At 59.9% G+C, this 13195-nt stretch carries 12 protein-coding genes; 8 read left to right on the top strand and 4 right to left on the bottom strand.

What is annotated here, in order from left to right:
• Positions 1-30: 30 nt before the first annotated feature.
• Complete coding sequence (locus RLCC275e_RS11170; protein ID WP_033182455.1) at positions 31-780, bottom strand: histidine phosphatase family protein; 750 nt, start codon at positions 778-780, stop codon at positions 31-33.
• Positions 781-999: 219 nt separating this feature from the next.
• Between RLCC275e_RS11170 and RLCC275e_RS11165 the strand changes: the two genes are divergently transcribed.
• Positions 1000-1812, top strand: a complete 813-nt coding sequence (locus tag RLCC275e_RS11165) for a UDP-2,3-diacylglucosamine diphosphatase (RefSeq protein WP_026238397.1) — start codon at positions 1000-1002, stop codon at positions 1810-1812.
• Positions 1813-1977: 165 nt separating this feature from the next.
• A complete protein-coding gene (locus tag RLCC275e_RS11160; protein WP_033182354.1) occupies positions 1978-3198 on the top strand; it encodes an MFS transporter in 1221 nt (406 codons plus the stop codon).
• Here RLCC275e_RS11160 and dgcA read toward each other — a convergent pair.
• Positions 3150-4133 carry an N-acetyl-D-Glu racemase DgcA gene (gene dgcA, locus RLCC275e_RS11155; RefSeq protein WP_033182355.1) on the bottom strand — a complete coding sequence of 328 codons (984 nt, stop codon included), beginning with the start codon at positions 4131-4133 and terminating at the stop codon, positions 3150-3152. The two genes, RLCC275e_RS11160 and dgcA, sit on opposite strands and share 49 nt — an antisense overlap.
• A 99-nt stretch (positions 4134-4232) precedes the next feature.
• Here dgcA and RLCC275e_RS11150 point away from each other — a divergent pair, with 99 nt between their 5' ends.
• The 5 genes from RLCC275e_RS11150 to RLCC275e_RS11130 all read left to right on the top strand — a co-directional run bounded on the left by RLCC275e_RS11150 (position 4233) and on the right by RLCC275e_RS11130 (position 9666).
• Positions 4233-5402 carry an ABC transporter permease gene (locus RLCC275e_RS11150; RefSeq protein ID WP_171816953.1) on the top strand — a complete coding sequence of 390 codons (1170 nt, stop codon included), beginning with the start codon at positions 4233-4235 and terminating at the stop codon, positions 5400-5402.
• Position 5403: 1 nt separating this feature from the next.
• Complete coding sequence (locus tag RLCC275e_RS11145) at positions 5404-6249, top strand: ABC transporter ATP-binding protein (RefSeq protein WP_011652197.1); 846 nt, start codon at positions 5404-5406, stop codon at positions 6247-6249.
• Between the two features lie 9 nt (positions 6250-6258).
• Positions 6259-7629 carry an MlaD family protein gene (locus RLCC275e_RS11140; RefSeq protein ID WP_033182357.1) on the top strand — a complete coding sequence of 457 codons (1371 nt, stop codon included), beginning with the start codon at positions 6259-6261 and terminating at the stop codon, positions 7627-7629.
• 24 nt (positions 7630-7653) lie between these two features.
• Entirely contained in the window at positions 7654-8265 is a 612-nt protein-coding gene (locus RLCC275e_RS11135) for an ABC-type transport auxiliary lipoprotein family protein (RefSeq protein WP_033182358.1), read from the top strand.
• A gap of 147 nt (positions 8266-8412) precedes the next feature.
• Complete coding sequence (locus tag RLCC275e_RS11130; protein WP_033182456.1) at positions 8413-9666, top strand: sensor domain-containing diguanylate cyclase; 1254 nt, start codon at positions 8413-8415, stop codon at positions 9664-9666.
• A gap of 145 nt (positions 9667-9811) precedes the next feature.
• Here the strand turns inward: RLCC275e_RS11130 and RLCC275e_RS11125 are convergent, their stop codons facing one another.
• Positions 9812-10687 (bottom strand): D-alanyl-D-alanine carboxypeptidase family protein, encoded by an 876-nt coding sequence (locus tag RLCC275e_RS11125; protein ID WP_033182359.1) that lies wholly within the window; start codon positions 10685-10687, stop codon positions 9812-9814.
• Between the two features lie 286 nt (positions 10688-10973).
• Here RLCC275e_RS11125 and RLCC275e_RS11120 point away from each other — a divergent pair, with 286 nt between their 5' ends.
• Positions 10974-12335 carry a caspase family protein gene (locus tag RLCC275e_RS11120; protein ID WP_082229804.1) on the top strand — a complete coding sequence of 454 codons (1362 nt, stop codon included), beginning with the start codon at positions 10974-10976 and terminating at the stop codon, positions 12333-12335.
• Between the two features lie 217 nt (positions 12336-12552).
• Here the strand turns inward: RLCC275e_RS11120 and RLCC275e_RS11115 are convergent, their stop codons facing one another.
• On the bottom strand, positions 12553-13113 hold the full coding sequence (locus RLCC275e_RS11115) for a cysteine hydrolase family protein (RefSeq protein WP_033182360.1): 561 nt from the start codon (positions 13111-13113) through the stop codon (positions 12553-12555).
• Positions 13114-13195 lie beyond the last annotated feature (82 nt).

Below are 13195 nucleotides of genomic sequence, written 5' to 3'. Positions count from 1 at the left end.
CAGACCTTTGCGGCGGTTCGATTTAGGGAGTTATGCCATCGGCTTCGGCGTAAGCGTCACGTCGGCGCCATAGGCATCGCGCAGTTCGCCTTCCTGTCCCAGCTGCCGGTCGGCCGCCTGATGCAGCAGGATCGATTCGTATCCTTGCGTGCGCGTCCCCTCGATCAGCGTGATATCGGCGTTTCCGGGATTGTCGGAGCGCTCGAACCACTCGACAGGGCGGTGCAGAAAATTCATTTCGACCGCCCGGTTGGTGACGCCATGACCGACGATCACGACGTTGTGGTCGCCATTTTCGGCGTCGTGCATGACGGTCTGCAGGAACAGGCGCACCCGCTGGGCCACATCCGCCCGGCTTTCGCCATCCGGCGGCCGTGCGTAGAACTTGCCGCTGTTACTGCGCAGCCTCGCCCATTTTTCGAACTCGTCGGGAAACTTCTGCTTCTGTTCGGCGTGGTCGTAGATTTCGGTGAAGAGACCGAAATCCTGCTCGCGCAACAGATAGTCCTCCCTGATATCGCCGACAAAACTTTCCGGCAGTGCTTCGAGCAGCGCATCTTTGCTCTGCCGGGTCCTCAGAAAGGGCGAATACCAGATATGCAGCTTGCCGAAACCCGCGCTCGGCAATGCCTTGAGATAGGACGCGATCACGCCGCCTGCTTCGAGAGCCTGCCGATGGCCCCACTGCGTCAGCGGCACGTTGTGATCGCCGAATTGGCGGTAGGCCTGTTCGTTGATGTTGCCGAGGGATTCGCCGTGGCGAACGAGAAAGAGACGCATCAGCCATCCCGCATTGTCGGATATGGAATCGGCGCCATCATGAACGCCCTGAATGAACAGGGCAACCTTGTCGCCGGACCTGGCGGCGACGGGCATACTGCCCGCGCGGAATGAACAGGTTTGCAGGGCTTTTCCCCAGCTTGTCATCTTCCTGAAACACGAGTCTGGTTTTGGAAGGCTAGATGAAAGATGGGACATGAGCGGTAGCTCGTGAAAGACATGATGGAACCCAGACATTTCCGCACGCTCTTCATTTCCGATGTCCATCTCGGCTCGAAGGCCGCGAAGGCCGACTTCCTCTTGGATTTCCTGCGCCACCATGAGGCCGATACGATCGTGCTCGTTGGCGACATTGTCGACGGCTGGCGCCTGAAGCGCAGCTGGTACTGGCCGCAGGTCTGCAACGACGTCGTCCAGAAGCTGTTGCGCAAGGCTCGCAAGGGTACGCGCGTCGTCTATATTCCCGGCAATCACGACGAATTCCTGCGCGCCTTCCCCGGCATGCATTTCGGCGGCATCGAGGTCGTCGAGCGCATGATGCATGACGGCGCCGACGGCAGAAAATATCTGATCCTGCATGGCGACGAGTTCGACGTCGTCGTCCGCAATGCCCGACTGCTCGCCTATCTCGGCGACTGGGCCTATGACACGGCAATCCGCATCAATATCATCCTGGCGGCGGTGCGCCGCCGACTTGGCATGCCCTACTGGTCGTTCTCGGCCTGGGCGAAGCTGCAGGTCAAGCATGCCGTCAACTTCATCGGCGAATTTGAGCGCGTCGTGGCCGAGGAAGCTCGCAAAAACGGCGCCGATGGGGTGATCTGCGGACATATCCATCATGCCATCATCCAGGACATGGACGGTATCCGCTACATCAACACCGGCGATTGGGTGGAAAGCTGCACGGCAGTCGCCGAGCATGAGGATGGCACGTTCGAACTGATCACCTGGCGGGCGCTCGCCAGCAGCGTACCTGCGCTTGCCGCTATCGAAATGCATGACGAGGGCGAACTGGCCCCGCAAGCCGCCTGATTTTGGCGCGGGCGCATCCGCGCCTGCGCTCCATCGAATTTAGCCGTTACCGTCAGGCGACAGGCCCTATTTATTTTCTAAAACGTTTCAGAACGGCTATTTCTCGCAATAGTCGCCTCCAGGGTGGTGTGTTAGGACAACGTCCAGTTTCCTTCAGGTCCACCCATGATTCCCGCTCAAAATTCCCCGACGGGTGAGGGAGCGCCGCCGCGCTTCCGGCTTCTCAGTGCGCTTTCCTATTGTGCGCCGCTGCTCGTCAACGGCATCGTCCTGCCGTTCTTTCCCGTCTGGCTCGCGACCCATAGCTTCAGCGATCATGAGATCGGCATCATCCTTGCCATACCCATGGTGGTTCGCGTGCTGGTGGCGCCTGTCGTCGCCATGATCGCCGATCGATTGAAGGAGCGCGCCGACGTGCTGCTCTGGTCGGGCGGCCTGTCGTTGCTGACGGCGGTCGCGTTGTTCTGGACGACGACCTTCTGGCCGGTGACGATCGTCTATGCGCTGCAGGGCGCTACCTTCGCGCCTTATGTGCCCGTCGTCGAATCGATCGTCATTTCGGGCGTGCGCCGCTGGGGGCTCGATTACGGGTCGATGCGCGTGTGGGGCTCCATCGCCTTCATCGTCTCGACGCTTGTCGGTGGCCAGATGATCAGCCGGTGGGGCGGCGGAATGGTGCTTGATGTCATGGTGTTCGGCTTTGCCATGACCGTGGTCATGGCGATCTTCTGTCCGCGCATCGGGCCAACGCGACGGCGCGGCCAGCCGATCAACATTCCAGCCGCTACCGGCAGTGGCCTGCGCGAGCCACACCTGCTGCTGCTTCTGATCGGCGTCGCCATCCAGCAATCGAGCCATGCGGTGCTGAACGCTTTCTCCTCAATCTACTGGCATCAGCTCGGCTTCTCCGGCACTGAGGTCGGCCTGCTCTGGAGCGCCGGCGTCGCCTCGGAAGTGACGGTGTTCTTCCTGTCGAAGCGTCTCAACCGTCGCTTCGATGCCTGGACGCTGATCCGCTTCGGCTGCGCCATCAGCGTCTGCCGCTGGATCCTGTTTCCGATGAATACCGGTTTTGCCGGTTTCTTCCTGCTGCAATGTTTCCACGGCTTCACCTATGCCTTCGTGCATACCGGCGTGCAGCGACGGATCATGGCGACGGTGCAGGAGACGCAGGAATCTTCGGCACAGGGCGCCTATTTCTTCTATGTCGGCATGGCGATGGCGCTGATGACCCTGGCGTCGGGTTATCTCTATGCCTGGCTCGGCGTCGTCAGCTATTACGTCATGGCGCTGGTCGCGTTTTCCGGCCTCGGCCTCGTCATCTTCGCCTACTATCTTCAGCCCCAAAGGGTGCTTCCGGGTGGAAAGACCAGCGAAGCGGCGTAGCGCAGGCCGGGTTCGCGGTCGCGGGCAAGCAGCAGCGGACCGTCGAGATCGACGAAATCGGCATTCTGGGCGAGCAGAACGGCGGGCGCCATGGCAAGCGAGGTGCCGACCATGCAGCCGATCATGATACTGAATCCGAGCCGTTCGGCCTCGGCCTTCATCGACAGCGCCTCCGTCAGGCCGCCGGTCTTGTCGAGCTTGATGTTGATCGCGTCGTAGCGGTCGGCAAGGCTTGCGAGATCGCCGGTGTGGTGGACACTCTCATCGGCGCAGACGAGGAGCGGGCGGCGGATTTCGGCGAGCAGCCCATCGCGGCCGGCCGGCAGTGGCTGCTCGACGAGAGCGATGCCTGCTTCCGCGGCGATATGGAGATGACGCTCCAACACGGCCTCCGGCCAGCCCTCATTGGCGTCGAGAATGATTTTGGCATCGGGCGCGGCGGCGCGGACGGCGCGGATGCGGCTTTCATCGTCGCCAGTGCCGACCTTGACCTTCAGCAGGGCGCGGCCGGCATGTTCTCGCGCTTGGGCGGCCATCACCTCCGGTTCACCGAGCGAGATGGTGTAAGCGGTGGTGAGCGGCTGCGGAGCGGCAATGCCGAGGCGGGCGGCGACGCTGTCTCCTGTCTGCTTTGCCTGGAGGTCCCAGAGGGCACAATCGACGGCGTTGCGGGCCGCGCCCGGCGGCATGGCCGACAGCAGGTCATGGCGTGAAATGCCGGCCTCGATCAGCGGTCGCGCCGCCTCGATCTGGGCGAAAACGCTCTCCATGGTCTCGCCGTAGCGGCGGTAAGGCACGCATTCGCCGCGCCCCTGCGCGCCCTCTTCGACAAGCGTACAGGTGATAACCTCGGCTTCGGTCTTTGCCCCGCGTGAGATGGTGAAGGTCCCGGCAATCGGAAAGGAATTCATCTGGATATCGAGGGTGCGCGGCATTATTGCTCTCCTGCAAGCATGGAAATTGCACGGTGCTTCTGTATATTGACGCGCCGGGCGAACGATCTGCTTCGCGATTCGGCAATGTCGCTGTAAGCCTTGAAAGACATAAGTATCTTGAACGCCGAGAATCGCAACGCCGCCTCCCTTGATGTGGACGACCAGGCTGATGGCTCGGGACAGCGTGTGCGTCTTCAGGGAAATTGGCGCAGCGCCTACATCCATCTGGTGCTACGCGATTTCGAAAAGCTCCTGCAGAAGAAGACTGGGGACCTGACGGTAGACCTCTCGGAGATTTCGGAGATCGACACCGCCGGCATTTGGCTGCTGTGCCGGCTGAAGAAGCAAGAAGAGGCGGGCGGGCGGGCGGTTCGCTTCGAAGGCACCAATCCGCATATCGACGAAATGCTGGAGATGTTTTCCGAGGAGCCGGCCAAGCCCGAGCCGGAACAGGTGGAGAAAGTCTCGCTTGCCGCGCGCATCTTCGCGCCGATCGGCAAGATGACCTATGAGGTCTGGGACAATTTCGCCGCCGCCATGTATATCCTCGGCTCGGCGGTGCGCGGCGCGCAGATGAAGTTCGGCCGCGGCAGCGGCGTTTCGCCGGCCTCGATCGTCAACCAGATCGATCATATGGGTGTTCGCGCCGTTCCGATCATTCTGTTGATGTCGTTTCTGATCGGGGCGATCATCGCTCAGCAGGGCGCCTTCCAGCTGCGCTACTTCGGCGCTGAGGTCTTCGTCGTCGATCTCGTCGGCATCCTGCAACTGCGCGAAATCGGCGTGCTTCTGACTTCGATCATGATTGCCGGCCGCTCGGGCAGCGCGATCACCGCCGAAATCGGTTCGATGAAGATGCGCGAAGAGATCGACGCGCTGAAGGTGATGGGCCTGAACCCGATCGGCGTGCTGATCTTCCCGCGACTGGTGGCACTGACCATCGCGCTGCCGCTTCTGACGGTGTTGGCGAATTTCGCCTCGCTGGGAGGGGCTGCCGCCGTCGCCTGGGGCTATTCCGGCATTACCTTCGCCAATTTCCTGTCGCGTCTGCACGAAGCGGTGACGCTGTCGACGGTGCTCTCAGGCATGATCAAGGCGCCGTTCATGGCGCTGGTCATCGGCATCGTCGCCGCCGTCGAGGGGCTGAAGGTCGGCGGCAGTGCGGAATCCCTCGGCCAGCACGTGACGGCCGCTGTGGTGAAGGCGATTTTCGTCGTCATCTTGATGGACGGGCTGTTTGCGATGTTTTATGCAGCGATCGATTTCTAGGATGGCGGACCGCGTGGACGAGAAACCGATCGATATGGAAGACAAGGACGAAAGGGACATCGTGCTGTCGGCGCGCGACGTCACCGTCGGCTTCGGTTCCAAGGTCGTGCTCGACAATCTGAACCTCAATATCTACCGCGGCGAGATTCTGGGCTTCGTCGGCGCGTCGGGCACCGGTAAATCGGTGCTGATGCGCACTGTGCTCCGGCTGTTGCCGCGCCGCTCCGGCACGATCAAGATCCTCGGCCAGGATTTCGATGAGCTCGACGAACCGCAGCGTAACGCGCTTGACATGCGGCTCGGCGTGCTGTTCCAGCAGGGGGCACTGTTCTCGTCGCTGACGGTCAAGGAAAACATCCAGGTGCCGATGCGCGAATATCTCGATCTGCCGACCTCGCTGATGGACGAGTTGGCGCATCTGAAGATCCGCATGGTCGGGCTTGCAGCCGATGCCGCCGACAAATATCCATCCGAACTGTCCGGCGGCATGATCAAGCGCGCAGCCCTTGCCCGCGCACTGTCACTCGATCCGGAACTCGTCTTCCTGGACGAGCCGACCTCCGGCCTCGACCCGATCGGTGCGGCCGAATTCGACGAACTGATCGCCAACCTGCGCGATAGTCTGGGATTGACCGTGTATATGGTCACGCACGACCTCGACAGCCTGTTTTCGGTCTGCGACCGTATTGCCGTGCTCGGAAAGAAGCGAGTAATGGTGGAAGGCACGATCGACGACATGCTGGCCTATGACGATCCGTGGGTGCAGGCCTATTTCAAGGGCAAACGCGCGCGGTCGATTGTGCCGCAGAACGATGCTGCCGCGCGGCACGACAGCAGCGGAAAGTGACCGGATAAGATGGAAACCAAAGCCAATTACACGATTGTCGGTTTTTTCACGGTGCTGGTGATCGCGGCTGCCTTCGGCTTCGTCTACTGGATGGCCGAATATGGCCGCGGCGGCCCGATGACGGAACTGATCGTGCGTATTCCGGGCTCGGCCAACGGCCTCAGCGTCGGCTCGCCGGTGCGCTTCAACGGCATCCAGATCGGCTCGGTGCAAACGCTGTCGATCGATGCCGACGATCCGCAATATTCGCTGGCCTTCACCCAGGTGCGCACCGACGCGCCGATCTATCCCTCCACCAAGGCCGCCCTTGAAATCCAGGGTTTGACCGGGGCTGCCTATATCGAACTCTCGGGCGGCCGCAAGGGCGAGGAAAGCATTCTCCAGCATGCGATCGACAACGGCAAACGCGCCGTCATCGTTGCCGACCAGTCGAGCGTCACCAATCTTCTGGCGACGGCTGACAAGATTCTCGATCGCGCCAACGACGCAGTCGGCGAACTTCAGGGTTTCATCGAAGATTCGCGCGGGCCGCTGACCGAGACTTTCAAGAATGCCGAGACGTTCTCGGATGCGCTTGCCAAGAATTCCGGCAATATCGACGCCTTCCTGCAGAGCGTCGGCCAGCTCTCCGATACGGTGAAGGCGGTCTCCGGCCGTGTCGATTCGACGCTTCAAGCCGTCGAGTCGCTGGTCAAGGCGGTCGATGCGCAGAAGATCGACAACATCGTCTCCAATGCCGAGAAGATTACCGCCAATGTCGCCGATGCCTCCGGCGACCTCAAGGGTGCGATCCAGAAATTCGACCAGACGGCCACCACCTTCAATGATTTCGGCAAGCAGGCGCAGGCGACACTCGACCGCGTCGATACGCTCGTTGCCCAGATCGACCCGGCGAAGGTGAAGGGCTCGGTCGACGACATCGCGCAAGCGACCAAGGATGCTCGCGCTGCCGTCGCCTCGATCCGCGATGTCGCCAACACGGTTTCGGCGCGTCAGAAAGATATCGACCAGACGATCCAGGACGTGTCGCAGCTTTCCAACAAGCTGAATTCGGCCTCGACCCGCATCGACGGCATTCTCATCAAGGTCGACGCGCTGCTCGGAACCGACAATACGCAATCGCTGTTCACTGAAGCGCGCGATACGCTGGAATCCTTCAAGAAGGTGGCCGACAACCTGAATTCGCGCATTGGGCCGATTGCCGACAACCTGCAGAAATTCTCGAGCGGCGGCTTGCGCGACGTGCAGACTCTCGTCAACGACATGCGCGGAACCGTGAGCAATCTGAACGATACGATCACCAACTTCGACCGCAATCCGCAACGCCTGATCTTCGGCGGGGACACGGTGAAGCAATATGACGGCCGGACGCGGCGTTAACTGGGAAGTCAGGGGTAGCCTAATATGGTCGCATCGCATCTGTTGTCGCGCCGTTCTTGGATCAGGGGAATGGTGATCGCGCTGCCGCTGACGGCGCTGATCCTTTCGGGGTGCGGCACCGCGGCCAAGAACGACACCTATGACCTGCCCGCCGCTGTCGATGGCAGCGGACCCGCGGCCAAATCCCGCCAGATCCTGATCGCCAGCCCGACGGCGCTAAGGTCGCTTGACAGCGAACAGATCGTCATCCGCGTTTCGCCTTCGGAAATCCAGTATCTCTCAAAGGCGCAGTGGGGCGACAAGCTGCCGCGCATAGTGCAGTCGAAGCTGGTGGAAGCTTTCGAGAACTCGGGCAAGCTCGGCGGCGTCGGCATGCCGGGGCAGGGGCTGGCGATCGACTACCAGATCGTCACCGATATCCGCTCCTTTGAGATCGATGCTTCTAAGGGCAACCAGGCGGTGGTCGAGATCTCTGCCAAGATCCTCAATGACCGCAACGGCTCGGTGCGCGCTCAGAAGGTGTTCCGCGCCATGGCGCCGGCCGGCGGCGACAATGACGGCTTCGTCAAAGGCCTCGACCGCGCCTTCTCCATGGTTGCCTCCGAGATCGTCAGTTGGACGCTGCGCTCAATCTGAACTGGAATTCCGAGGTCGCCCCGTGAATATCGAGGGTTGTCGATTCTGAAAAATAGTTGACCCCATGGCATAGTGGTCGCCATCGTATTCAATTTCTTCATGAATTTATGGAACGCATCATGCAATCCCTTTCAGGAGGAATGCTGCATGGTGGCTGCACGAATATTCGGGAAATCGTCATTGGAGGCGATCCAACGTGAAAATGATCGCCTGGCTGCGCTGCAGCAGCTTGATCTCCTCGACACTCCGAGGGACGAGGGCTTCGAGAGGATCGTACGCCTGATAAAGGAGATCTTTTCCATCGACATCGGCATCGTCTCACTGATCGATGCGCATCGGCAATGGTACAAGGCTTGCTCCGGCCTTTCAGCCGACGAGGTGTCGCGCGAAGACACGTTCTGCCGCTACGTCGTGGACTGTGAAAGGCCTGTTGTCGTGCAGGACGCTACCAAGGACTCGCGGTTTTCACAGCATCCTTCGGTGACGGGCGAGGACAATATTCGTTTTTATGCCGGTGTGCCGTTGAGAACAAAAGCCGGGCACGTGATCGGAACGGTATGCGCGATCGACCGGAGGCCAAGATCGTTCGGCAACAGAGATCTCGGCATTCTCGAGGAACTGGCGGGCGCCGCGATGGACCGCATCGAGCTCTTGCAGTCGGCCGCCATCGACAGCCTCACCGAGGCGATGACGCGGCGTGCCTTCAAGCAGGAGGCAGATCAGCTTATTTCGCTCGCTTTGCGGCACAAGCACCACCTGTCGTGCATCGTCTTCGATATCGACCATTTCAAGAAGGTGAACGATACGCATGGGCATGCGGCCGGAGACGAGGTCCTCAAGGCGGTGGCATCGACCTGCAAGGCGACCCTTCGAGCCGGCGATCTGTTCGGCCGTCTTGGCGGCGAGGAATTTGCCGTCATCCTGCCGCATGTCGATCGGGAAGGTGCCGCTGCAGTTGCCGAGAAACTCAGAGCCGCCATCGCCTCTGAGATCATTCGCGGCGATCATGGCGCTCTGACCGTGACAGCCAGCTTCGGAACTTCGGCACTCTCGATCGTCAGCAAAGAGATCGAGACCCTGCTGGCTCAGGCGGATGCGGCGATGTATCAGGCCAAGCATGGCGGACGGAATCGTTGCGTGTCGTGGAGCTCGATCCACGCCGATCACGCCATTGGCGCTCGACGGCGGGTGCTGAAGGCGGGTTCGATCCTGTTCAACGATCGGCGCTCGACCATCGACTGCACCGTCAAATCCATTGGATCGGAGAGCGCCGGCATTTCGGTCTCCAATTCATCAGGCATTCCTTCGGAATTCATTCTGGCCATCAAAGGCGAAGGATTCGAAACGAATTGCAGGGTGATCGCGCAAGACCGGCAGCACCTGGAAGTGGCTTTCAGATAACCCGTTAGAGCGCCATGCGTCTTTTGGGACGCACAAAGGGCGCTCTAACTCTTTGAGTCTACACATCGTGCTTTACGAAAATCGATTCCGATTTTCGGGCCGATGCGCTAGCAAAATCCGGACGGCAAGTCTCTGCTCATCGGGCCTATTTGGTCGGCTGCGAATCCGTCATGGTCGCACCCGGCTGGCTGCCCGGTGTCGTGGAAGCTGTGGCGGTCGATGACGGCGAGAGAGTGCTGTCCAGCAAGCTTGCCATCTTGTCGTCGCGTATGCTCGCGGTCTTTTCGCCCATGACGACGCCGACCACGCGGCGGCCATCCTTCAGCGCCGACGTCACGACATTGTAGCCCGATGCGTCGGTGTAGCCGGTCTTGATGCCGTCGACGCCGTCATAGCGATACATGAGGTTGTTGTGGCCGCGCAGCTTCATGCCGCGGAACTGGAAGCCGCGCATGGAGAAGAGTTTGAACTCCTCCGGGAAGTCGCGCATCAGCGAAACGCCGAGTGTCGCCATATCACGCGCCGTGGTGACCTGCTCAGGATCGGGAAGTCCCGACGGATTCTTGAAGACCGTATCCTTCATGCCGAGCTGACGTGCCTTGTCGGTCATCGCCTTGGCGAAAGCCTGTTCGGAGCCGCCAAGCTGCTCGGCGATCGCCACAGCCGCATCGTTGGCGGAGAGCACGACAATCCCTTCGACCGCTTCGCGCAGCGTCACCTTGCGGCCGGCGCCGACGGCGAGCTTGAAGGGCTCCTTGCTCTCGGCATTTTCCGACATGGTGAGCTTCTGATCCCAGTTGAGACGTCCGTCATGCAAGGCTTCGAAGGCGAGATAGAGCGTCATCATCTTGGTCAGCGACGCCGGATAGTTTAGATCGTCCTGATTGGAACCTTCGAGGATCTGGCCGGATTGCACATCCACGACGAAGCTTGCCTGGCCTGCCTGAACCTGAGTGAAAGCGCCGATCAGGAAAAAGGAAGAGAGCGCGGTGGCAAGGAGCCGGGATGTCGTCTTGGTCATCAATGTTGCTGTCTCTATCGTTTGGATGGTGGAGTGAGCCATTCGCTTTAATGTGAGCGGATCAGAAAAGTTTGTGACGGAATGAAGGAGAGCGGGCAATAAAAAAGGGTCATCCACAGCTGATTCCTTTTGTCTCACCATGTCAGGCTTTGGCCTTGCCGACGTCGAGCGGCTTTCGGCCTGCAGCGAGGAATGAAGCGTCGGATCTCGCACAATCCTTGCGGCAACGCTCATTTCGATCTAAGGCGCTGGAAGACAGCATTACGCTGCGTGAGGTGGGATTTCTATGATGCGCTCGGCAATGGTTTTGGTCGTTGGCCTATGTGTGCTCATCTTCTCTGCTCTTTCCAGCCTTGCGTCATCTGCACGCGTTGCGCTGGTGATTGGCAACTCGGCCTATAGCCAGGTCGAAAAGATTCGGAACCCCGGAAATGACGCGACTGCTATCGGCGCAGCGCTTCGGCGAATGGGTTTCGAGGTGACGGTCGTTCATGATGCGACAAAGGTTGAATTCGATTCCGCTCTGTCGACGTTTTCCGATGTTGCGGCCGGGGCAGATATCGCCGTGGTATTCTACGCCGGACACGGAATAGAGCCTAACGGCTCCAACTATCTCATTCCGACGGATGCCACTTTAAGCACAGATGCGCAGGCGACCCCTGAAACCGTGACGTTGGACAACGTTCTGGATGCTGTTCGCAGCGTCAAAGGTCTTCGCATCGTCCTTCTCGACGTATACCGCAAGAATCCCTTTGTGCTGAAAATGAAGCCAAACGGAGCCAGCCGTTCCATCGGACGAGGGCTTGCGGGGATCGAACCAACGCCGAATTTGCTCGTCAGCTATTCGGCGGAGGCGGGCGCCACTGCAAATGGCGTCGATTCCGATCACAGCCCCTATACCGAGGGCCTGCTGAAGTTCCTGGAGATGCCCGGGCTCGAGGTGAATTTTCTTTTCAGACGCGTCTCTGCCTATGTCCGAAATAAAACCGATGGCCAGCAGACACCGTTCGAATATTCCAGCTTGCCCGAGGAACCTGTCTATCTCAGCCCATCCTCCGCCACCAATTTGCCGGCTACCAAAGCTCAAATGGTTCTCTATGAGGAGAGAGTTGGAATGCCGGAGCCGACGGCACTGGCTGGCTCGGTGACTTGGTCAATCGATATGCGGACTGACGGCAAGGGCCACTCCGATCCAGTCGTGCGGGGCCACATGGAAATTCCGCAGCGTAACCTGACGGCTGTACTGACGCTGGAAAGAAACACGGATCTATCGATCGCTGCGAGCCATCTCTTCGAACTATCGTTTCAGATCGCGGCAGGATTTGAAGGAGGTGGAATTAATAGTTGGACGAGCATGTCGATGAAGACCACGGAAGGCGCTCGCGGTGACATGTTGATAGCCGTGGCCGGCAAGGTCACTGACACTCTCTATATGCTGGCGCTCAATGGTTTGCCTGATGCTCGCGCCAAAAACATCGAATTGCTTGGTAAACGCCGATGGATTGATTTGCCGATCTTTTATCAGAACGGCACACGAGCGCTGCTGACGCTTGAAAAGGGCGAGGACGGTGAGCGTGTGTTCAATCAGGCAATTCAGGCTTGGGCGTCAGATGATCTGGCCCGGACTGATGGCGGCAATGCTCAATAGAAAGATCGCGGCATCAATTGCCTCTCCTCCGCACCTACTTCAGTTACATTGGCGGGGCAAGAACGGTAATACTCCAGTGATGCGCCTCGGCCGCGCAAAGGGTGTGATCCGCTTCGAGAACATCCTCTATTCGAGGGACCGCCCCCGGTATGTCGCAAATGTCACAGTCTAACCGGAGCCGCTTGATGGTCCCGGTTTTCGTGCTGCCTGAAAAACTTTATGAGAAGGCGATCTCGGCGCCGGGGCGGATTTCTACCGTCGCCTTGCCCGCATCGAAACCATCCAATGTTTCATTGTGATGGGCAATGATCTCGGAGAAGGTGAAGGTCGCCGTGTCGCCGGTCGTGTGACCATCGGCAATCAACGTCACATCATATCCGAGCGACACGGCTCGCCTGACTGTCGTGTCGACGCAGAATTGGGACATGCATCCACCGACGACGAGGTGAGTGACCGATCGTTCGCCCAGGCGTTCTGCAAGATCGGTCTCGAAGAAGGAGTCGGCGCTTTTCTTGCGCACAACGACCTCGGCCTGCCTCGGCGCGATCTCGTCGCGCAGCGCCCAACCCGGCGTGCCGACAGCCAATCGATGGCCGCTGTCGCCGTCATGCTGAACGAGTACGATCGGCGCGCCTGCCTGCCGAGCTTTTTCCTGCAGCGCGGCCAGCCGTGCGATGGTCTGGTCGAGTGCGGCGTCGACTTGAGGTTGCCGCTCCGGCGAGGCTTTGCCGAAGAGGATGGCATTCTGGACGTCGATGATCACAAGGGCCTTGGTCATGTCGGGGAGGTTTCCGTGGCTGGATGGCGAAAGCCGCCTGATACATGTTCAAGCGGCTTCCCGGATAATTCCAGTTCAGATC

This window comes from Rhizobium brockwellii, assembly GCF_000769405.2.
In the GTDB taxonomy this organism is placed as follows: Bacteria; Pseudomonadota; Alphaproteobacteria; order Rhizobiales; family Rhizobiaceae; genus Rhizobium; species Rhizobium brockwellii.
Note: the sequence above shows the minus strand (reverse complement) of the source record. Positions and strands in the feature narration are given on the sequence as shown.

Excerpts from the sequence above, each read along its gene's own strand:
- RLCC275e_RS11165 (WP_026238397.1), top strand. The coding sequence starts at position 1,000 with ATGATGGAACCCAGACATTTCCGCACGCTCTTCATTTCCGATGTCCAT.
- RLCC275e_RS11125 (WP_033182359.1), bottom strand. The coding sequence starts at position 10,687 with ATGACCAAGACGACATCCCGGCTCCTTGCCACCGCGCTCTCTTCCTTT.
- RLCC275e_RS11135 (WP_033182358.1), top strand. The coding sequence starts at position 7,654 with ATGGTCGCATCGCATCTGTTGTCGCGCCGTTCTTGGATCAGGGGAATG.
- RLCC275e_RS11145 (WP_011652197.1), top strand. The coding sequence starts at position 5,404 with ATGGCGGACCGCGTGGACGAGAAACCGATCGATATGGAAGACAAGGAC.
- RLCC275e_RS11130 (WP_033182456.1), top strand. The coding sequence starts at position 8,413 with ATGGTGGCTGCACGAATATTCGGGAAATCGTCATTGGAGGCGATCCAA.
- RLCC275e_RS11140 (WP_033182357.1), top strand. The coding sequence starts at position 6,259 with ATGGAAACCAAAGCCAATTACACGATTGTCGGTTTTTTCACGGTGCTG.
- RLCC275e_RS11170 (WP_033182455.1), bottom strand. The coding sequence starts at position 780 with ATGCGTCTCTTTCTCGTTCGCCACGGCGAATCCCTCGGCAACATCAAC.
- RLCC275e_RS11115 (WP_033182360.1), bottom strand. The coding sequence starts at position 13,113 with ATGACCAAGGCCCTTGTGATCATCGACGTCCAGAATGCCATCCTCTTC.
- RLCC275e_RS11160 (WP_033182354.1), top strand. The coding sequence starts at position 1,978 with ATGATTCCCGCTCAAAATTCCCCGACGGGTGAGGGAGCGCCGCCGCGC.
- dgcA (WP_033182355.1), bottom strand. The coding sequence starts at position 4,133 with ATGCCGCGCACCCTCGATATCCAGATGAATTCCTTTCCGATTGCCGGG.
- RLCC275e_RS11120 (WP_082229804.1), top strand. The coding sequence starts at position 10,974 with ATGATGCGCTCGGCAATGGTTTTGGTCGTTGGCCTATGTGTGCTCATC.